Here is an 18,764-nt window from a genome sequence, read left to right on the forward strand (position 1 = left end):
TCTCCTTACAGCGCGCAGGACACGCAGCCTTCGATTTCGGTACCTTCCAGCGCCAGTTGGCGCAGGCGGATGTAATACAGCGTCTTGATGCCTTTTTTCCACGCGTAGATTTGCGCTTTATTAATATCGCGAGTGGTGGCGGTATCGGGGAAGAAGAGCGTTAGCGACAGCCCCTGATCGACATGCCGCGTCGCTTCAGCGTAGGTATCGATAATCTTTTCCGGGCCAATCTCCCAGGCATCCTGATACAGCGCCAGGTTGTCGTTGGTCATAAACGGCGCCGGATAGTACACGCGACCGGTTTTCCCCTCTTTGCGGATCTCGATTTTCGACACGATGGGGTGAATGCTCGAGGTGGCATGGTTGATGTAGGAGATCGAGCCGGTCGGCGGCACCGCCTGTAAATTACGGTTATAAATGCCGTAGCGCATGACGTCGTCGCGTAGCTGGCGCCACATTTCGCGGTCGGGCAGGGTAATGCCCGACCGGGCGAACAATTCGCGCACCTTGTCGGTCTTCGGCTGCCAGTCGCCCTGTAGGTACTGCTGGAAATAGTCGCCGTTGGCGTAGCGCGACTGCTCAAAACCGGCGAAGCGCTGGCCGCGTTCGCGCGCCATCACCATTGAGGTACGCAGGGCATGCCAGGTGACGGTATAGAAATAGAGGTTGGTGAAGTCCAGCCCTTCCGGGCTGCCGTAGACGATCCCTTCGCGTGCCAGATAGCCGTGCAAATTCATCTGCCCAAGGCCAATCGCGTGCGATGCGGCATTGCCCGCCGCCACCGACGGTACCGAGCGGATGTCGCTCATATCGGACACCGCTGTCAGACCGCGTACCGCGACCTCCACGGTGCGGGCGAAGTCCGGTGAATCCATGGCGTGGGCGATATTCAGCGAACCGAGGTTGCAGGAGATGTCTTCGCCGACGGTGGCGTAATCGAGATTGTCGTCAAAGGTGGACGCGGTATTAACCTGCAGGATCTCCGAGCACAGGTTGCTCATGTTAATCCGCCCGGCGATCGGATTGGCGCGATTCACCGTATCCTCAAACATGATGTAGGGATAGCCGGATTCAAACTGAATTTCCGCCAGTCGCTGGAAGAGATCGCGGGCGCGGATCCAGCGTTTGCTGACGCGCTCATCGGCCACCAGTTGCGCATACATTTCGCTAATGGCGATATCGCCAAAGGGTTTGCCGTACAGCCGCTCGACATCATAAGGCGAGAACAGCGCCATTTGCGCGTCTTCTTTCGCCAGCTGGAAGGTGATATCGGGGATCACGACCCCCAGCGACAGGGTTTTAATGCGGATCTTCTCATCGGCGTTTTCCCGCTTGGTATCGAGAAAGCGCAAAATATCGGGGTGATGGGCGTGCAGATACACCGCGCCAGCACCCTGACGCGCGCCCAGTTGGTTGGCGTAGGAGAAGGCGTCTTCCAGCATTTTCATCACCGGCACCACGCCGGATGATTGGTTCTCGATACGTTTGATCGGCGCTCCCGCTTCACGCAGGTTGGACAGTAAAAATGCCACGCCGCCGCCGCGCTTCGACAGCTGCAGCGCGGAGTTCACCGCCCGGCCGATGGACTCCATATTATCTTCGATACGCAGCAGGAAGCAGGAAACCAGCTCGCCGCGCTGCTGTTTACCGGCGTTAAGGAAGGTCGGGGTGGCTGGCTGGAAGCGCCCGGAGAGGATTTCATCGGTCAGCTGTCGCGCCAGCGTTTCATCGCCTTGCGCCAGGCTTAGCGCCACCATGCAGGTGCGGTCGGCGAAATGCTCCAGGTAGCGTTTACCATCGAAGGTGCGCAAAGCGTAGCTGGTATAGAACTTCCACGCGCCGAGGAAGGTACGGAAGCGGAAACCGTATTGATGAGCGTGGGCGAAGAGGGCTAACACGAAGCGACGCTCATAGCGGGCCAGCAGCGTCGGGTCGTAATAGCCTTCATCGCTCAGCCATTGCAGCTTTTCTTCCATGCCGGCAAACGGCACGCTGTTGGGGCGAACATGAGTGGCGATAAACGCCTCGACCGCCTCATGATCCTTTTCAAATGGAATTCGGCCATTGCTGTCGTATAAATTCAGCATCGCATTGAGGGCATGAAAATCCGTTGCCCTGGCGGTTATACGTTCTGCGGTTGTCGTTGCCAAAATTCGCTTACTCCTTTACGCACGTTGTCGACATCTTGCTGGGTGCCCATCAGCTCAAAACGATACAGATACGGAACGCCGCATTTCTGCGCGATAACATCCCCTGCACGACCATAGGCTTCGCCGAAGTTACGGTTGCCGGCGGCGATGACGCCGCGAATCAGCTGGCGGTTATGCGGATTGTTTAAAAAGCGGATCGCCTGACGCGGGACGGCGCCCGCCGTACCGCCGCCGCCGTAGCTGGGGACGATGAGAATATAGGGCTCGTCTACCTGAATTCGCTCGCGCTCGTTGAGCGGGATACGTACGGCCGGCAGCGCCAGACGCTGCACAAAGCGGTGCGTATTTTCCGAGCTGCTGGAGAAGTAGACGATCAGGCTCATAGGCTGGCCGTTGCTGTAGGACGCAGGCGATTGATCATATCAGGGCGGAAACCTGACCAACGGGTCTCTCCAGCCATGACGACCGGTAGCTGCTGAAAACCTTGTTCGCGCAGCATGTCGATGGCTTCAGGGTGCTGGTCGATATTGACCATGTCGAAGTCAAAACCGCGGCTTTCCATCGCACGCTTGGTGGCATGGCATTGCACGCAGTCATTTCGAGTGTAAATAGTAATGCGCATGATTCGTATTTCCATTTAAGATAGCAAGGCGGCGCAAAAACATCGCGTCGGTTACTATGGGCTTATCGTTAAGGAAATACTAGATGTAGTTATTTAAAACTTCAACCACGCAATATATAGAGTTTTTCGATAAGTTATCCCCCACCGATTAGCCCGGCGGGGGACGGAAAGATGTTCCCGGGGAACTACATACGCATGGCGATCGCCAGGCGGTTGAAGGCATTCATCAGGCTGATGGCGAAGGTCAAATCGCTAATCTGGCGAGCGCTGAAATGCTCCAGCAGCGGCAGGTAAACCTCGTCTTCGGCATGACTGACGGCGATGTCGGTCACCGATTCGGCCCAGGCCAATGCCGCGCGTTCCGCAGCGCTGAAATGGGCGCTAACGCGCCAACCGGCCAGCGCATCCAGTTTGGTCTGCGCGATGCCAGCTTTGCGCAGCGCGTTGCTGTGCATTTCCAGACAGAAGGCGCAGCCGTTGATTTGCGATACCCGTAAATAGACCAGCTCCACCAGGGTGCTGCCCAATTCGCTTTTTTCCAGCGCGATGCTGGCCTGAACCAGCCCTTTATAAACTTCCGGGCTTAGTTCGCTGTACGGCTGACGTAATGTGGTCATTCTGCAATTCTCCTCTCTAAGACCCGGGCAAAATAACACTATAATGGACTGCTGAAGATAGCCATATTGTGATGAAAAAAACAGACCATGATGGACGCTAAAAAAGTACCGCATTACCAGCGTATCGCCCGCCAGTTGAAGTCGGCGATTGAGCGCGGCGAACTGGCACCGGGAAGCCGTCTGCCGGCCAGCCGGGTATACGCGCAAGAGCTTGGCGTGTCGCGATCGACCATTGAAAACGCCTGGGGCGAACTGGTGGCCCAGGGGTGGCTGGAACGCCGTGGTCAGGCGGGCACGTTTATCAGCGATCGGCTTAGCCCGCGACAGGCAACTCCCCTGCGACCAGCCGCGAGCCGTGAATCGTCCGCGCCGCAGCCTTTTCAGATGGGGCTGCCGGCGCTGGATCTTTTCCCTCGCGGCCTGTGGGCGCGCGTCATGGGGCGGCGGCTGCGCACGCAATCGCGTTTTGATCTTGCTCCCGGCGATCCCTGCGGCGAGCTGATTCTGCGCCAGGCGATCGTCGACTATTTGCGCCTGTCGCGCAGCATTGAGTGCCAGCCGGAGCAGGTGCTGATTAGCGGCAATTTCGCCGCCTCGATGACGCTGATTTTGCGTACTCTTGCGCGGCCGGGGCAGCATATGTGGATGGAAGATCCGGGATACCCGTTTATTCGCCCGGTGGTCAGCGCGGCGGGAGTGAATATCGATCCCGTGCCGGTTGATGACGAGGGAATGAACATCGACTGGGCGCAGGCGCATTATCCGCAGGCGCGTTTCGCGCTATTAACCCCGGCGCATCAAAGCCCGCTCGGCGTTGCTTTATCGCTGGAGAGGCGTCGCCAGCTGTTACAGTGGGCGGCGCAGTGCGACGGCTGGATTATTGAAGATGATTACGACAGCGAGTTTCGCTATCACGGCAAGCCCTTGCCGCCGCTAAAGAGTCTCGATGCGCCACAGCGGGTGCTGTATGCCGGAACCTTTAGCAAGTCGATGTTTCCCGCGCTACGTACCGCCTGGCTGGTGGTGCCGCTGCCGCTGGCGGCGCAGTTTCGCCGCCAGACCGATCTGATACATTGCAATGTGCCGACACTGTGGCAGCACACGCTGGCGGACTTTATCAATGAGGGGCATTTCTGGCGGCATCTGAAGAAGATGCGCGCCAGTTACGCGCAGCGGCGACAGTGGCTGGAGTCGGCGCTGCAGGCGCAGGGGTTTCAGGTGGTACCACAGTCCGGTGGTATTCAGCTGGTGGTGGCGGTGAGCGGCGACGATCGTGAACTAGCAAGACGAGGTCAGCGGGCTGGTCTGGCGGTGCAGGCGTTGAGCGACTGGCGGATGCGGAGTCGAGGGGAGGGCGGCTTGTTGATGAGCTTTACCAACTTAACCTCAGCGGCGATGGCAAGCGATGTGGTCGGCGAGTTGAAGCGGGCGCTGGCCAACGCTGAAGAATAAAAAACCCTGCGTACCAGGGCACGCAGGGTTAGACGCGTATTTGTTATCTTCACATGCAGTCTGAACTCTAAATAATTCGAGTTGCAGGACAAAACGGCTGGCCGTTTTGAACAGCGCTTGCGCTGGCCCCGTAGGGCGGAGCCCAGGGATGGGCCGAATTATTGCCAACGCACGTGCAACTTAAAGTATGCGAGTTTATCGCTTCTATTATCGACGCAAATTGAGCAATACGCCAATAAATACCCCGACGGCGGCAGCGACGCCGACGCTCTGCCAGGGTTTGTTCCGGACATAGCTGTCGGCGCAGCCAGCGGCATCGCGAGCGCGTTCAACGGTATCATGGGCAGCCTGGCGTAGACGGGTATTGCCATTCAGGCGGGCGCGTGTCTCTTTCAGCAGCGCCTGCGCTTTTTTCCGCGCATTTTCTGCTTCGTCTTTCGCATCACTCCCCCATGATTGCAGCACTTCTTCCAGCGTATCTGCTAATTGGCTGACATCGTTATGAATATCCTCAGCGCTTTCATCAATGTTGTTGCGGTTCACACGGTTAGCCATGGGTGTCTCCCTTAATTCCATTCGAGTCATTAAGTGTAGGCCATGATTTTGCATTATGCTTTTTGATGGTGTTTATGGAATATTCTGAAAGCGCTGCTATTCGTGAATAAGGTAAGGTAAATGTGCGGTAAAAGATAACGAGGAATCAGTATGTATTTAAGACCCGATGAGGTGGCGCGTGTTCTTGAAAAAGCCGGCTTCACCATGGATGTTGTGACGCAAAAAGCGTATGGATATCGCCGTGGCGATAATTATGTTTATGTGAACCGCGAAGCGCGCATGGGGCGTACCGCTTTAATTATTCATCCAGCGCTCAAAGAACGCAGTTTTTCGCTCGCGGAACCCGCTAGCGACATTAAAACCTGCGATCATTATGAGCAGTTTCCGCTCTATTTAGCGGGTGATGCGCAGCAGCATTACGGTATTCCGCACGGCTTTAGTTCGCGTATGGCGCTTGAGCGTTTTCTGAATGGGCTGTTTGGCGAAGCGCAACAGATGTCGCACGGCTGAGTGAATGCGGAGTAGCAGGCGACTGGCCGTGGCCAGTCGCTGAATAACGAGGATCAGGCTTTAGCTTGTTGATAAGGACTGACGCGGAACAGGCGGCGACAGAAGTCGAGGAAGTAGCCATACACCGCGCCCATCATCATCGATACCAGAATGTTTGAACTGACGGCAGCGGCAATTTGATGCCAGTCTGCGCCCACCGATAGCAGAATCAACACATACACCGGCGACTGGAAAGTGACATAAGCGATGACATCAGCGATGTTTTTCATCCATCCTGAGGCGCTGATACGGCGCGCCTGACGCATGGCGAAGTCACGATAGAATCCATAAGGGACGGCAATAATAATGTTTACCGGAATTGCCACCAGCCGCGAAGATAATGACTGTTCAAAGGTCATACCGGAGAGGAAAATTTCGATCATCATATTGACAACGGTGCAGTAAACCACCATCGCAAAGGTGTCTGCTACCGCATGACGCAAGCGGGATTGAGCAGAGAACATCGGTATGCTCCTCGAAAATGAAGTCAATAACGCCGAAAAGTGCGCATGGTTTAGCGTTTTTTGGCTGCCTGTTTTGATGTGCGTAGAGTATATCTCTGTTGCTAAAGTGGCAACTAGCGATAAATTTTTATTTGTTGGCTTTTTGTCGATAAAATACTCTGCGGAGTGGCATTTTTATCAGCTTGCGCTACTTTTGTTCCTTTCTTTATGTTTTTGATTAAAAATCAACAAGATGGTGTGTTTTTTCGCTGACATAATGCAACGCGAGAACGGGTGATGCGCGATTGATAGCGCGGGCGTTTGCTTAAGTGTTGTGAAGGTGGTCACAATTGGATTTATTCGCCATGAATTGCCGATAAAACCAGCATTTACTGCTGAGTGTGAATTTGTGATTTTATTCTGCCTATATGAATTTTAATTCACTTAAGTTAACGGGATTAATGTTTACCCGAAGCGGGGTTATTTCATAACGTACTGAACTATCTGGAAATATAAGCCATGGCCTATTTTAAAAGCCCCGTTTGGGCTTATTCATGCGCGCGGATCTTATTTTGTGCTCCACTTTAATATGCCCGCTAATTATCCTCAATGCATTTACGGCCGAAGAACCGTCAGCTATTTATTTGAAAATATAAAGGCTGGTAATAAATATACATATCAATTAAACTTACTGCGCCATTCTTGTTTTATTTTTCTATTTGGAATTTTTGATATTTTATGTCTTTTATGTTACAGAAACTGAATAATATTCGTTCGCTGCGTGCTATGGCTCGTGAATTCTCCACTGACGTGCTTGAAGAGATGCTGGAAAAACTCAGGATCGTCACTGAAGAAAAACGCTCAGCGCAGCAGGAGACGCAGCAACAGCAAGCGGAATATCAGGAAAAAATTAATACCTGGCTGGAATTAATGGTTGCCGATGGTATTTCTCCTGATGAATTAGCGCTGTGTGAAATAAACCCGGGGGAAAGCCGTAAAAAACGTCAGCCGCGCCCGGCGAAATATCGTTATACCGATCATTTCGGGGCTGAACAAACCTGGACCGGGCAGGGGCGGATGCCGAAACCGATCGCGCAAGCCGTCGCACAAGGGCAAGCGTTGGACAACTTCCTGATTTAACGCTCGTGCGGGCCAAAACGGTGGAAAACCCCCACCGTTTTGCTGCTTATCACTGGCAAGTAAAATAGCGTAATGCAATACGTCTCTAGCAGACGCCGAAATCGCCTTCTTCGGTATAAGGCGTCACATCAACCGCTTTCAGCGTAAACGTTCCACTCTGCTCGTTGCTTGCCTGAACGACGACAAGCTGATCGCCATTTACCTCCACTACCTTCAGTTTTGGTCCGCCGACGCGCGGTTGTACCAAATCGCCTGCTGCAAACATCGCTTTCTCCTTTTTGTTGGTCATCACCGACTAAACTAAACGATAGCTCAACGACCTTTGAGGATTCAATGGTTGTGCTGTTTTTTGTTAAAACAATTAATGGGTATATGTATTACCTTTGTTAAAGGTTTGATGGTGCTGCGCCCCTGACAACAGGGATGCCAGCGTGGAAAGAATAAAAACAGAATATGGTCAGATAAGCGAATATGAAGTATATCATTTTACTTATTATTATCATTGCTGTGCTCTACGTCCATTATCGAGGGAAAGTTCGCTATCGCTTCTGGCGCCAGCTTTCCGACCATTCAACATTTACCGCGCCGCTTAATGGTTTTATGTATCTGTTTTCGCGTGTGCCAAATACGCCGTATCTGCGTCCGGATAGTTTCCCCGAACTGAAAATATTACAGCAAAACTGGCTGGTTATTCGCGAGGAGGGGATTAATCTACAGCGACTGGAACAAATAAAAGCGGCTGAAAAATATAACGATGCCGGGTTTAACTCATTTTTTAAAACCGGCTGGAAGCGCTTTTACCTGAAATGGTATGAGGATGCGCATCCTTCCGCTAGCCAGCTATGCCCGAAGACGACCGAACTGCTGCGCGGCATCCCCTCGGTGAAAGCGGCGATGTTCGCCACATTGCCGGATGGCAGTCGTTTGCCGCGCCATCGCGACCCCTACGCCGGTTCACTTCGTTTTCATCTCGGGCTGGCGACGCCGAATGATGATCGGTGCTTTATTGACGTTGACGGCGATCGCTATAGCTGGCGCGACGGCGAAGGTGTGCTGTTTGACGAAACCTATATTCACTATGCGGAAAATACCAGCGGTGAGAATCGACTGATTCTATTCTGCGATATTGAACGGCCAATGCGTTACCGTTGGGCGCAGAAGGTGAACCACTGGCTGGGGCGGAATTTAATGAGCGCCGCCGCCGCGCCGAATGATATCGGCGACCGCGTCGGCGGCATTAACCGCAGTTTCCGTTACATTTACCAAATCCGCATTGTTGGCAAACGGTTGAAAAAGTGGAATAAGACGGGCTATTACATCATTAAATGGCTGCTGTTCGGCGGCATCGCGTTGCTGATCTGGCAGGCGTTTTAACGCCGGTTCCACGGCATGATGGCCAGCAGGCGCGCCATGCCGCAAAAACCGGTGACGCCAGCAAAGGTGAGCCCGGCGCCGACGAAACCGCTGAGCAGGAAAAAGCCGCTATGCACGGCGTATCCCAGTACCACCCCAAGTAAAATCAGTACGCCAGCGGCGATCTGCACCTGGCGCATTAACGGCAGCGGCTGGGATTTATCTTCCGCTATCGGTAATCCCGCCGCCCGCCATGCCTGAATCCCTCCCGCCAGCAGTTTAACCTGCGCGGGCGCACCGGCTTCTGCCAGACGGCTGGCGTTATTCTGCGTGCGCGACCCGGCCTGGCAGTGAAAAATGATCGTCTCGTTTGGCTGCGCATTGAGTGTCGCGCCGTGGGTTAATTTCTCTAATGGCAGTAGCGTGGCCGCCGGAATATGCTCGCGGGCGTATTCGTCGGTATCGCGAATATCAATTAACCGCGCACCCCGGGCGATAAGCGCCTGGGCTTCGTTGGGTGAAACAGTGGCGATAGTCATAAGGGCTCCTTACGGGCAATAAATGGTTTTCAGCGTGGTGATGACCTGCTGAACCGCGGGATGGGTAATGAAGTAGCGCAGGCGCTGCGCATCGCGTTCACAGTCGATCAGGCCTTCGTCGCGCATCCGGGCGAGATGCTGAGAGGTGGCGGAGGGGCTCAGGCCGGTTATCTGCGACAGCTCTCCCGCGGTGGTGCGCGGGGCTTCGCAGAGCATGCACAGAATCAATAGTCGGTGGGGGTTGCTCATCGCTTTCAGCAGGGCAGCGGCTTCCCCGGCGCTGGCCTGCAGTTGTTGTACCGTGGTCATATTATTTTAGTATTTTCTAAATTTAGATAATTCTAAAATAAAAAAATAACCTTTACCAGCCCCGGGGAAGCCACTGGCTATCAGGCCGACTGAGCGGCATGAGCAATATGCTGGCGGGCGTGGGCGATACCGGCATCTCGGCCATGCGGGCGGATATCCATACCTTCGGCATAAATAAAATCGACTTCGCTGATGCCCATTAATCCCAGCACGGCGCGCAGGTACGGGGTGATCGCATCGGTGGGCTGGCCGTCATGGACGCCGCCGCGCGAGCTAATCACTATTGCGCGAACCCCTTCGACCAGCCCCTGTGGCCAGGTTTCGGTGTAGCGGAAAGTTTCCCGCGCCCGCGCCACCAGATCGAACCAGTGTTTGAGATCCGTCGGCACGTTGAGGTTATACATCGGCGCGCCGATCACCAGCAGATCGCTGGCTTTTAATTCACCGATCAGCGCATCGGAGAGCGCAACCCCTTGCTGGATAGCCGGACTCGGATCCTCCGCGCCGCGCAGAGCGGCAAACAGCTCACCGTCAAGCTTCGGCAGCGCCATGGCGGTCAGGTCGTGCTCGACAACCACATCCTGATGTCCAGCCGCGCGGCGGATCTGCATATACTCATCAATCAGCTGGTTGGTCAGCGATGCCGGGCCGTTAATACTGGATTTCAAAATCAACACGTTACTCATAACAGACTCCTTGATTAACTTTATGCTTCGTAGAGTAACATTGTCTTTTTTTCACCAGTAGTGACATTATTTTGAATTATTGTATCCACAATGGAACCAATTAATGCGTAGCGATTTGAACGCGATTCCGGTGTTTGTCGCCGTTGTCGAGAGCGGCAACTTTGCGCAAGCCGCAGAGAAACTACACGTGACGCGATCCGCCGTCGGTAAGACCATTGCCCGGCTGGAAGAGCGGCTCGGTGTGGTGTTGTTCCAGCGTACCACTCGTCGGCAGACGCTGACCGAAGAGGGGGAACGGTTTTACCAGCAATCCCGCCAGGCGCTGGATAACCTGCGCGATGCGGAAGATGAAATCCAGCGTGGTAAAACGCAAGTGCAGGGGCGATTGCGCGTCAGCTTGCCGGTTCTGTTTGGCCAGCGTTGCGTGGCGCCCATTTTATTTTCGCTTAGCCAGCGATATCCGCAGCTTAAGCTTGAGCTGTCGTTTAGCGACCGTCAGGTCAACCTGTTTGAAGAGGGATTCGATCTGGCGGTACGCATCGGCGCATTGGCTGATTCGCATTTTCTTAAGGCCCGACGCCTGGGTCAGCATGGCATGACGCTGTGCGCCGCGCCGTCATATCTGGAGCGCCGACCTGCGCCGCAGTCTCTGGTTGAACTGAGCGAACATCTTGCTATTGGCTATCTCTACGGCGGACAGATGCAAAAGTGGCGTCTGCGCGATGCGCAGGGAACCGAGGTCGATTTCCGCCCGCAGGTTGCAATCGCGATGGATGATTTCGCCGCTATTGCCGCCGCGGCAAAAAGGGGGCTGGGGATTGCCTGGCTACCGGATTGGCTGATCGCTGAAGAGATTGCCCGCGGAGAACTGCTGCCGGTTTTGCCTGCGAGCGTCAGCGTTAGCTTCGCCATCAGCGCCGTCTGGCCGGATGCGGCGTGGGTGCCGCAAAAGATCCGCGTTGTGGTTGATGAACTGCTGGCCCGGTTGCCGCTGCAAATTGCTTACGATAATAACCAGGACGATTCGTAAGCGGTGGGTTAATCCAGGCTTAAGGTATTCTGGCGATAATGACAGCATGATGACTGTGACGAGAACTCGCCATGAATATGTTAGAAACCGTTAACCAGAGCGCTTTCCTTGCGCTGAATGCTGGTCCGGGCACGCCAGAAAGTCTTTTGCTGTTGGCCCGCATCTCGGCAAGCTGGATTATCCTCGCCGTCCCGGCGATTTTACTGGGATTGTGGTTCCTCGGCGGCCGTCAGGGCCACCGTCAGGCGCTGTTTTGCGTCATGGGTATTCTGATTGCGTTGGGGTTGGGATTTGTCTGTGGAACCCTGTGGTTCCATCCACGGCCATTTATGATCCCGCTTGGCCACACCTGGATAAGCCATCCGGCAGATAACTCTTTCCCAAGCGATCATGGCACTGTGATGTTCAGCGCCGCTTTTGCGCTGCTGTCGCTGCGCCTGCGTCGTCTCGGGTTGTTGGTGCTGCTGGCGGCGCTACCGGTGGCGTGGGCGCGTATTTTTCTCGGCGTCCATTTCCCGCTGGATATGCTGGGCGCGGCGCTGATTTCAGCCGTCGGCGTCTGCGTGGCGAAGGTGGTCTGGCAGGCGCTCGGCCAGAAACTGGTGACGTTATGCGAAGGGCTGAGCCGTCGTCTCTTCTCCTGGCTTCCGGCGCGTTTTACGCCGTAGCGCCTGTCGCTATTCATTTCCTTGGTACGCGCGCCGCTCGCCGATATAGCGTGCTGCGCGCCACTCCCAGAGCCTGCGCCGCCTTACTCACATTACCGTTAAAGCTCGCCAGCGTGTCGGCAATCAGTTTTGCATCATGCTGTTGAAGCCCACTTGCGGGGGAGGACGGCGGCGCGTTCTGATACTCCGCCGGTAGCGCCGCAACGCCAAGACATTCACCATCATCAGCCAGCGCCAGTAATACCTTCAACAGGCTTTGCAACTGACGAACATTGCCCGGCCAGCCGTGCTGCGTTAACTGGCTAATCAGCTCGGCGGAGAGCGTGACCCGCCGCGATTCCGCACCAAGCGAGCGCCACAGGCGCGGGATAAACTGCGCCAGTTCAGGCCATTCCCGTAGCGGTGGGATCGCAAACGCATATTCGCGCAGGCGGTAGAGCAAGTCCTCGCGAAACGCGCCTTCGGCGACGCGCTGCGCAAGATTACGATGGGTCGCGCAAATCAACGCGAAATTCACCGGCGCGCTGCGATTGCCGCCCAGCGGCATCACCTCTTTTTCCTGCAGTACCCGCAGCAGACGGGTCTGCAGAGCCAGCGGCATATCGCCGATTTCATCAAGGAACAGCACGCCGCCGTCGGCTTCGCGAATTTTGCCGGTATAGCCGTTCTTATTGGCGCCGGTAAACGCGCCCGGTTGATAGCCGAATAGCTCCGATTCAATCAGCGATTCCGGGATCGCCGCGCAGTTGATCGCGACAAACTTGCCGCCGCGCCAGCGGCTATGCGAATGCAGGGTACGGCTAACAAACTCTTTACCGCAGCCGGTTTCGCCTTCGATACACAGGGCGATACCGGCGTTGAGCAGGCGGACCATTTTTTCGCCTTCGCCGGGCGGGCTAAATGACAGGTCGATCGCGCGCGGCGCAGGTACGGCAATGCTGGCGCAGGTTGGCGCGCGCAGGCGGTAGTAGAAACCACGCTGCCGGAAGGTGAGCGGTAGCGGCACGCTGACCGCCGTTTGCGTGAGTTGGGGGAACAACTGCTGGAAGGTCATTTGACCGATGTGCTCGGCTTGCAGGCCCAGCTCGCGTATCGCCAGGCGATTGGCGGCGGTGAGCAGGTTATCGGAGAAGACCAGCAGCAGTTCCTCGGCGCTATCGAGTTTCTGCACCTGCGGGTGCAGACTCATCACCCACTGCTGCGGATGTAGACTCTGTTTCACCCACAGGTATTCAATTTGCCTGGCGGCTTCTTTGACCCACGCCAGCGTATGGGTATGCGGGATGTGTGCCGGGCCGGAGATATCCAGTACCCCGGCGATCTGGCCATCGGGGCTTTGCAGGGGCACCGCTGCGCAGTACAAGCCCTGATTGCTGGTTAAGAAATGCTGGCGCCCCTCGACTTCGCAGCTGTCGTCGATCGCCAGCGCGGTGCCGATAGCATTGGTGCCGCGGCCGCTTTCACTCCAGATGTTGCCTGGCTCCAGCGCGAAGCTTTGCGCTTTTTGCATCGCCGCGGTATTGCCGAAGGTTTGCAGCACCAGGCCGCTGGCGTCGGAGAGGACCACCACCGATTGCAACTCGGCGGCACGCTGCGCCAGCGGGGTCGCCACCGGTTGGGCCAGTTGCTGCAGGCTGCGGCTGCTGGCGAGGACATCGGCCAGTTCGCCGGAGCGCAGACGCGGAAATTCATCGCTCGTCGGTTGCAGGCCGTAGCGCTGGCTGCGCTGCCAGGAATCGCTCAGCAGCGCGCTGGCCTGCGCCTCAGGGGTGATAGTGAACGGATTTCCTTGCACGGGGCACCTCGTGGTCGGTTTCGCAATGAACTTATCTGATGTTGCAATATTGTAGCGATATGGTTTGTTTGGTGTTGCGATTTGCAACACAGAAGCGGGATCCGGTGCGACAACGATGAAGATACTCGGCACAGAAATTCTATTAATGATTTGAAAAATAATGAGTTTAGTGAGGCGGGGAAAAACTGGCATAACCCCTGCAATAGGAGAAAGCGTGCAGCGGACAACAGCAAAAAACCAAGACGCCGCTGCGCCTTAACCCTACAGAAGGAGATTGCGATGCGTTATGCACATCCTGGCAAGCCGGGCGCTTTGGTTTCATTCAAATCTGCCTACGGCAACTACATTGGCGGCAAATTCGTCGAACCGTTAAGCGGCGAATTTTTCATGAATACCTCCCCCGTGGACGGTAGTAATATTGCGCAGTTTCCCCGCTCCGATGCTAAAGATATCGATTTTGCCCTCGATGCGGCGCACCGCGCGGCGGACGCCTGGGGGAGAACGTCGGTACAACAGCGTTCTCATCTGCTGTTGCAGGTTGCCGACCGCATTCAGGAGAATCTGGAATATCTGGCGGTCGCGGAGAGCTGGGATAACGGCAAACCGATCCGCGAAACCCTGAACGCCGACCTGCCGCTGGCGGTCGATCATTTCCGCTATTTCGCAGGCTGCCTGCGCGCACAGGAGGGCAGCACCGCCGAAATTGACGACACCACCGTGGCGTATCATTTCCATGAACCGTTGGGCGTGGTCGGGCAAATCATCCCGTGGAACTTCCCATTGTTAATGGCGGCGTGGAAGCTGGCGCCAGCGCTGGCGGCAGGCAACTGCGTGGTCTTAAAACCGGCGGAGCAGACGCCGTTGAGCATCACCTTGTTGATGGAAATCATTGGCGACCTGTTCCCGGCAGGGGTGGTGAACGTGGTGCAGGGCTTTGGCAAAGAGGCCGGTGAAGCGCTGGCGACCAGCAAACGCATCGCCAAAATCGCCTTTACCGGCTCGACGCCGGTGGGGCGCCATATTATGGCCTGCGCGGCGGAGAATATTATTCCCTGTACCGTTGAACTGGGCGGTAAATCGCCGAATATTTATTTCGCCGATGTGATGAACGCCGAAGAGGAGTTTATCGAGAAGGCGGTGGAAGGATTGGTGTTGGGCTTCTTCAACCAGGGCGAGGTTTGTACCTGCCCGTCACGCGCGCTGATCCAGGAATCCATCTACGAACCGTTTATGGAACGGGTGATGGCGAAAGTGGCGCAGATCCGCCGCGGCGATCCGCTCGATACCGATACGATGATCGGCGCCCAGGCTTCACGCCAGCAGTTCGACAAGATCCTGTCGTACATCAAGATCGCCCGCGACGAAGGCGGCCAGATCCTCATCGGCGGCGATCGCGCGAGCATTACCGCCGAGTTGGATAGCGGCTTCTACATTCAGCCGACATTGATCAAAGGGCGTAACGAGATGCGCAGCTTCCAGGAGGAGATCTTTGGCCCGGTGATCGGTGTGACCACCTTTAAGGACGAGGAGGAGGCGCTGGCGATCGCTAACCAGACGCAGTTTGGCCTCGGGGCCGGGGTGTGGACGCGGGATACCAACCTGGCGTACCGCATGGGGCGCGGCATCAAGGCGGGGCGCGTGTGGACCAACTGCTACCATGTCTACCCGGCGCATGCCGCGTTTGGCGGGTACAAGCAGTCTGGCGTCGGGCGCGAAACCCACAAGATGGCGCTGGAAGCCTATCAGCAGACCAAAAACCTGCTGGTGAGCTACGGCACCGCGCCGCTGGGGCTGTTCTGATCCAGTTATAACGGTTGACCCGGGTGGCGGCGTAAACGCCTTACCCGGTATTGTAGCCCTGCTAAGCGAAGCGCGAGCAGGGAATCCCCGGACTACTGACGGCGAGCAGGGAATCCCCCGGGTAGCGGCGTAAACGCCTTACCCGGGCTACTGGACGGCGAGCAGGGAAATCCCCGGGTAGCGGCGTAAACGTCTTACCCGGGCTACCGGAACGCGAGCAGGGAAACCTTCGGGTTTTATCTTATTGATTGCGCCTTCCAGCAGCGCACCTGAGCACCGTGACTTTGCGCCTCTAGCGGCTGCGGCCGTTCGCATCCCTGGCTGGCGTAAGGGCAGCGTTCGCGGAAGTAGCAACCCGTCGGTAGATGGCGATTGCTGGGGAGTTCGGTATTGCGTACGCCTTCGCCTAACGGCGAACCGATACGCGGCACGGACTCCATTAATAACCGGGTATAGGGATGTGAAGGATTATCCAACACCTGTTGTGTTGCGCCCATTTCGACGATTTGCCCCAGATACATCACCGCCACCCGATCGCTCATATGCCGTATCACCGAGACGTTATGCGAAATCAACACGTAGGTGAGGTTTTGCCGCTGCTGCAGTTCGACCAGCAGATTGAGGATCTGCGCCTGTACCGAGATATCCAGCGCTGAAGTCGGTTCATCGAGCACGATAATGTCCGGCTGTGCCGAGAGCGCGCGGGCGATAGCGATACGCTGACGCTGGCCGCCGGAAAAGGCATGCGGCAGACGATCGAGATACTCCGGACGGATCCCTACCTGCCGCGTTAACTGCTCGGCGAGATCGCGGCGCGCCTTTTCGCGCATGCGCGACTGGATCCACACCGGCTCGGTGATCGTGCGCCAGACCGGTAGACGCGGATCCAGCGATGACAGCGGATCTTGAAAAACCATCTGCATACGACCGCTACGCTTTTCACCGGCGGCGGGGGGGCGGGAGAACTGCCCGGAAGAGGGTTTCAGCATGCCCATTAGCAGCTTCGCCAGCGTGCTTTTTCCACAGCCGGATTCCCCGACGATCCCTAAGGTTTCACCGCGACTGGCTGTCATATCGAGGCCATTTAGCGCATAGACGCGCTCAATGACTTTTCCGCGCCAGTTTTTCTGCGCGGGAAAAGTCAGATGGACATCATTGAGGGTTAACAGCGTCTCAGACATGGGCGTTCTCCAGTTGCGGATACCAGCAGGCGGCCTGTCGATCGGCGACGTGGCCGTTAGCGCGCAGCGTTGGGGTGATACCGCAGGCTTCACCGGCGGCGAAACAGCGTTCGCGGAAAGCGCATCCGGCAGGCAGATGCGCCAGATTCGGCACGGTGCCGGGAATCGAACGCAGCGGCGCGTGCGGTTCGCTATGATCGGGGGAACTGTTCAACAGACCGATGGAGTAGGGATGCTGCGGATGTAGCAGCACATCCTGGGTGGCGCCGCTTTCAATCACCGCGCCAGCATACATCACGTACAGCCGGTCGCAGACTTGCGAGACCACTGCCATGTCGTGGCTGATAAACAGCACCGCGGTGCCTGTCGCCTGCGCCTTTTGCTTCAGCAGGCGTAGCACCTGGCGCTGCACGGTAACATCCAGCGCGGTCGTCGGCTCATCGGCAATCAGCAGGTCGGGTTCGCAGGAGAAGGCGATAGCGATCATCACCCGCTGGCGCATGCCGCCGGAAAGTTCAAAGGGATAGCGTTTGAGGACGCTTTGCGGATCGGCAATTTGCATGTCCGCTAATAGTTCGATGGCCCGTGCGCGCGCTTCGCGCTGCGACAGCGGACGATGCTGGCGGATAACGTCCACCATCTGCTTACCGATGCGTCGGGTGGGATTCAGCGCGGTCATCGGCTCCTGGAAAATCATCGCCACCTTGCGGCCGCGAATGTCGCGCAGCACTTTTTCCGCCGCATTGAGCATATCGTGGCCCATCAGGGCGATCGCGCCGCTGTGGATGTGGTAGCTACCGGCAGGGAGCAGGCGCATCGCCAGCATCGCGGTGACCGATTTACCGGATCCCGATTCGCCCACCACGCCGACGATTTCGCCGCGGTTTATATGTAGCGAAATATTGTTCAGCACGTTCACCTGGCCCTGATAGACCGGGAAGCTCAGGCGGACGTTATCGATAGTTAAAACCCGATTTTCCATTAGTTGCGCCCTCCGGCTTTCGGATCCAACAGATCCTGAATGCCATCGCCAAACAGGTTAAAGCCGACGGCGGTGATCAGGATCGCTGCGCCAGGGAAAGCGCAGTACCACCACTGATCGAGCACGTAGTTGCGGCCATTGGCGACCATTGCGCCCCATTCGGCGGTAGGCTGTTGAGCGCCGAGGCCGATAAAGCCAAGGGTCGCGGCCATCAGGATCGCGCTGCCGATATCCAGCGACGCCTGCACCACCAGCGGCGGTAGCGCATTGCGCAGAATATGCCAGCTGATCAGATGCCAGCGCGAAGCGCCGAAAGTTACCGAGGCTTCGACGAAAGTATGCTGGCGCACCACCAGCGTCTGGCCGCGGGCCAGACGCACGTAGAACGGAATGCGCACGATGGCGATCGCCAGCATGGCGTTGAACAGGCTGGGGCCTAATGCCGCCGCCAGCGCCATGGTCAGCACCAGCGAGGGAATCGACAGCATAATGTCCATCAGGCGCATAATCAGCGCGTCGCTGCGCCCACCAAGCACCCCGGAGAGACAGCCGAGCAGCGAACCGCTGATCCCGGCGATCAGCACCACCGCTAGCCCAGCGGCTACCGACTGCTGACTGCCGATCAGCACGCGGCTGAACAGATCGCGGCCGACTTCATCGGTGCCGAACCAGTGGGCCAGCGATGGCGCCTGCAGGCGGGCGGAAAGGTTGATGGCGTTGGGATCGTGCGGCACCAGCCAGGGGGAGAAGATCATTAAAAACAGCATGATCAGCATGATCGCGCCGCCGATAAGCGTCAGCGGGCTTTGGCGGATCAGCCACCACCGACGTTTCCAGACGCGGTTTTTTTCTACTTTTGGCCGCGGGAGCGGCTGTTCCTGAGTCATCATCAC

The 18,764-nt window shown here is 56.7% G+C and carries 21 protein-coding genes; 7 read left to right on the forward strand and 14 right to left on the reverse strand.

Going from position 1 to position 18,764, the window contains the following annotated elements; genetic code table 11:
* Positions 1–5 precede the first annotated feature (5 nt).
* The 4 genes from nrdE to PYR66_05355 form a co-directional block, all read right to left on the reverse strand.
* The gene (nrdE, locus tag PYR66_05340) at positions 6–2,150 is read right to left on the reverse strand and encodes a class 1b ribonucleoside-diphosphate reductase subunit alpha (protein ID WEF29152.1); all 2,145 of its coding nucleotides are present in this window, start codon (positions 2,148–2,150) and stop codon (positions 6–8) included.
* Positions 2,123–2,533, reverse strand: a complete 411-nt coding sequence (nrdI, locus tag PYR66_05345; GenBank protein ID WEF29153.1) for a class Ib ribonucleoside-diphosphate reductase assembly flavoprotein NrdI — start codon at positions 2,531–2,533, stop codon at positions 2,123–2,125. Before nrdI ends, nrdE begins: the two co-directional genes overlap by 28 nt.
* Positions 2,530–2,772, reverse strand: a complete 243-nt coding sequence (gene nrdH, locus PYR66_05350) for a glutaredoxin-like protein NrdH (protein WEF29154.1) — start codon at positions 2,770–2,772, stop codon at positions 2,530–2,532. The genes nrdI and nrdH overlap by 4 nt, the downstream gene beginning before the upstream one ends.
* 185 nt (positions 2,773–2,957) lie before the next feature.
* Positions 2,958–3,389: a carboxymuconolactone decarboxylase family protein gene (locus PYR66_05355; GenBank protein WEF29155.1), complete on the reverse strand. Its 432-nt coding sequence runs from the start codon at positions 3,387–3,389 to the stop codon at positions 2,958–2,960.
* Between the two features lie 90 nt (positions 3,390–3,479).
* Here PYR66_05355 and PYR66_05360 point away from each other — a divergent pair, with 90 nt between their 5' ends.
* Positions 3,480–4,841: a PLP-dependent aminotransferase family protein gene (locus PYR66_05360; protein WEF30360.1), complete on the forward strand. Its 1,362-nt coding sequence runs from the start codon at positions 3,480–3,482 to the stop codon at positions 4,839–4,841.
* Positions 4,842–5,048: 207 nt separating this feature from the next.
* Here PYR66_05360 and PYR66_05365 read toward each other — a convergent pair whose 3' ends face one another.
* Positions 5,049–5,396, reverse strand: coding sequence for a DUF883 family protein (locus PYR66_05365; protein ID WEF29156.1), 348 nt, complete (start codon positions 5,394–5,396; stop codon positions 5,049–5,051).
* Positions 5,397–5,546: 150 nt separating this feature from the next.
* On the opposite strand from PYR66_05365, the gene PYR66_05370 reads away from it, so the two are divergent.
* Entirely contained in the window at positions 5,547–5,906 is a 360-nt protein-coding gene (locus PYR66_05370) for a DUF2002 family protein (GenBank protein WEF29157.1), read from the forward strand.
* 53 nt (positions 5,907–5,959) lie between these two features.
* Here the strand turns inward: PYR66_05370 and alaE are convergent, their stop codons facing one another.
* The gene (gene alaE, locus PYR66_05375) at positions 5,960–6,409 is read right to left on the reverse strand and encodes an L-alanine exporter AlaE (GenBank protein ID WEF29158.1); all 450 of its coding nucleotides are present in this window, start codon (positions 6,407–6,409) and stop codon (positions 5,960–5,962) included.
* Between the two features lie 717 nt (positions 6,410–7,126).
* On the opposite strand from alaE, the gene stpA reads away from it, so the two are divergent.
* Positions 7,127–7,528 carry a DNA-binding protein StpA gene (gene stpA, locus PYR66_05380; protein WEF29159.1) on the forward strand — a complete coding sequence of 134 codons (402 nt, stop codon included), beginning with the start codon at positions 7,127–7,129 and terminating at the stop codon, positions 7,526–7,528.
* A gap of 85 nt (positions 7,529–7,613) precedes the next feature.
* Here the strand turns inward: stpA and PYR66_05385 are convergent, their stop codons facing one another.
* Positions 7,614–7,793 carry a hypothetical protein gene (locus PYR66_05385; GenBank protein ID WEF29160.1) on the reverse strand — a complete coding sequence of 60 codons (180 nt, stop codon included), beginning with the start codon at positions 7,791–7,793 and terminating at the stop codon, positions 7,614–7,616.
* A 206-nt stretch (positions 7,794–7,999) separates the two neighbouring features.
* Here PYR66_05385 and lpxO point away from each other — a divergent pair, with 206 nt between their 5' ends.
* Positions 8,000–8,902: a lipid A hydroxylase LpxO gene (gene lpxO / locus PYR66_05390; protein WEF29161.1), complete on the forward strand. Its 903-nt coding sequence runs from the start codon at positions 8,000–8,002 to the stop codon at positions 8,900–8,902.
* Here lpxO and PYR66_05395 read toward each other — a convergent pair.
* From PYR66_05395 to PYR66_05405, 3 genes are all read right to left on the reverse strand, one after another.
* A complete protein-coding gene (locus PYR66_05395) occupies positions 8,899–9,420 on the reverse strand; it encodes a rhodanese family protein (protein ID WEF29162.1) in 522 nt (173 codons plus the stop codon). The genes lpxO and PYR66_05395 overlap by 4 nt on opposite strands.
* A gap of 9 nt (positions 9,421–9,429) precedes the next feature.
* Entirely contained in the window at positions 9,430–9,729 is a 300-nt protein-coding gene (locus PYR66_05400) for a metalloregulator ArsR/SmtB family transcription factor (GenBank protein ID WEF29163.1), read from the reverse strand.
* An 80-nt stretch (positions 9,730–9,809) separates the two neighbouring features.
* On the reverse strand, positions 9,810–10,415 hold the full coding sequence (locus PYR66_05405; GenBank protein WEF29164.1) for an NAD(P)H-dependent oxidoreductase: 606 nt from the start codon (positions 10,413–10,415) through the stop codon (positions 9,810–9,812).
* A gap of 103 nt (positions 10,416–10,518) precedes the next feature.
* On the opposite strand from PYR66_05405, the gene PYR66_05410 reads away from it, so the two are divergent.
* The gene (locus tag PYR66_05410; GenBank protein ID WEF29165.1) at positions 10,519–11,445 is read left to right on the forward strand and encodes a LysR substrate-binding domain-containing protein; all 927 of its coding nucleotides are present in this window, start codon (positions 10,519–10,521) and stop codon (positions 11,443–11,445) included.
* A gap of 71 nt (positions 11,446–11,516) precedes the next feature.
* Positions 11,517–12,113 (forward strand): undecaprenyl-diphosphatase, encoded by a 597-nt coding sequence (locus PYR66_05415; protein WEF29166.1) that lies wholly within the window; start codon positions 11,517–11,519, stop codon positions 12,111–12,113.
* Between the two features lie 13 nt (positions 12,114–12,126).
* Here PYR66_05415 and PYR66_05420 read toward each other — a convergent pair whose 3' ends face one another.
* Entirely contained in the window at positions 12,127–13,908 is a 1,782-nt protein-coding gene (locus PYR66_05420; protein ID WEF29167.1) for a sigma-54-dependent Fis family transcriptional regulator, read from the reverse strand.
* 279 nt (positions 13,909–14,187) lie between these two features.
* Here PYR66_05420 and PYR66_05425 point away from each other — a divergent pair, with 279 nt between their 5' ends.
* Positions 14,188–15,708 carry an aldehyde dehydrogenase gene (locus PYR66_05425; protein WEF29168.1) on the forward strand — a complete coding sequence of 507 codons (1,521 nt, stop codon included), beginning with the start codon at positions 14,188–14,190 and terminating at the stop codon, positions 15,706–15,708.
* A gap of 236 nt (positions 15,709–15,944) precedes the next feature.
* Here PYR66_05425 and PYR66_05430 read toward each other — a convergent pair whose 3' ends face one another.
* The 3 genes from PYR66_05430 to PYR66_05440 are packed head-to-tail and all read right to left on the reverse strand — an operon-like array spanning position 15,945 to position 18,761.
* Complete coding sequence (locus PYR66_05430; GenBank protein WEF29169.1) at positions 15,945–16,889, reverse strand: ABC transporter ATP-binding protein; 945 nt, start codon at positions 16,887–16,889, stop codon at positions 15,945–15,947.
* Positions 16,882–17,871 (reverse strand): ABC transporter ATP-binding protein, encoded by a 990-nt coding sequence (locus PYR66_05435; GenBank protein WEF29170.1) that lies wholly within the window; start codon positions 17,869–17,871, stop codon positions 16,882–16,884. The genes PYR66_05430 and PYR66_05435 overlap by 8 nt, the downstream gene beginning before the upstream one ends.
* Positions 17,871–18,761 carry a D,D-dipeptide ABC transporter permease gene (locus PYR66_05440; protein WEF30361.1) on the reverse strand — a complete coding sequence of 297 codons (891 nt, stop codon included), beginning with the start codon at positions 18,759–18,761 and terminating at the stop codon, positions 17,871–17,873. The genes PYR66_05435 and PYR66_05440 overlap by 1 nt, the downstream gene beginning before the upstream one ends.
* Between the last annotated feature and the right edge of the window lie 3 nt (positions 18,762–18,764).

Origin of the sequence: Klebsiella aerogenes (assembly GCA_029027985.1) — a bacterium.
Classification (GTDB): Bacteria; Pseudomonadota; Gammaproteobacteria; order Enterobacterales; family Enterobacteriaceae; genus Klebsiella; species Klebsiella aerogenes_A.

Bases quoted from the DNA above. Each gene is read 5' to 3' on its own strand.
- nrdI (WEF29153.1), bottom strand. From the start codon at position 2,533: ATGAGCCTGATCGTCTACTTCTCCAGCAGCTCGGAAAATACGCACCGC.
- nrdH (WEF29154.1), bottom strand. From the start codon at position 2,772: ATGCGCATTACTATTTACACTCGAAATGACTGCGTGCAATGCCATGCC.
- PYR66_05355 (WEF29155.1), bottom strand. From the start codon at position 3,389: ATGACCACATTACGTCAGCCGTACAGCGAACTAAGCCCGGAAGTTTAT.
- PYR66_05360 (WEF30360.1), top strand. From the start codon at position 3,480: ATGGACGCTAAAAAAGTACCGCATTACCAGCGTATCGCCCGCCAGTTG.
- PYR66_05365 (WEF29156.1), bottom strand. From the start codon at position 5,396: ATGGCTAACCGTGTGAACCGCAACAACATTGATGAAAGCGCTGAGGAT.
- PYR66_05370 (WEF29157.1), top strand. From the start codon at position 5,547: ATGTATTTAAGACCCGATGAGGTGGCGCGTGTTCTTGAAAAAGCCGGC.
- alaE (WEF29158.1), bottom strand. From the start codon at position 6,409: ATGTTCTCTGCTCAATCCCGCTTGCGTCATGCGGTAGCAGACACCTTT.
- stpA (WEF29159.1), top strand. From the start codon at position 7,127: ATGTCTTTTATGTTACAGAAACTGAATAATATTCGTTCGCTGCGTGCT.
- PYR66_05385 (WEF29160.1), bottom strand. From the start codon at position 7,793: ATGTTTGCAGCAGGCGATTTGGTACAACCGCGCGTCGGCGGACCAAAA.
- lpxO (WEF29161.1), top strand. From the start codon at position 8,000: ATGAAGTATATCATTTTACTTATTATTATCATTGCTGTGCTCTACGTC.
- PYR66_05395 (WEF29162.1), bottom strand. From the start codon at position 9,420: ATGACTATCGCCACTGTTTCACCCAACGAAGCCCAGGCGCTTATCGCC.
- PYR66_05400 (WEF29163.1), bottom strand. From the start codon at position 9,729: ATGACCACGGTACAACAACTGCAGGCCAGCGCCGGGGAAGCCGCTGCC.
- PYR66_05405 (WEF29164.1), bottom strand. From the start codon at position 10,415: ATGAGTAACGTGTTGATTTTGAAATCCAGTATTAACGGCCCGGCATCG.
- PYR66_05410 (WEF29165.1), top strand. From the start codon at position 10,519: ATGCGTAGCGATTTGAACGCGATTCCGGTGTTTGTCGCCGTTGTCGAG.
- PYR66_05415 (WEF29166.1), top strand. From the start codon at position 11,517: ATGAATATGTTAGAAACCGTTAACCAGAGCGCTTTCCTTGCGCTGAAT.
- PYR66_05425 (WEF29168.1), top strand. From the start codon at position 14,188: ATGCGTTATGCACATCCTGGCAAGCCGGGCGCTTTGGTTTCATTCAAA.
- PYR66_05430 (WEF29169.1), bottom strand. From the start codon at position 16,889: ATGTCTGAGACGCTGTTAACCCTCAATGATGTCCATCTGACTTTTCCC.
- PYR66_05435 (WEF29170.1), bottom strand. From the start codon at position 17,871: ATGGAAAATCGGGTTTTAACTATCGATAACGTCCGCCTGAGCTTCCCG.
- PYR66_05440 (WEF30361.1), bottom strand. From the start codon at position 18,761: ATGATGACTCAGGAACAGCCGCTCCCGCGGCCAAAAGTAGAAAAAAAC.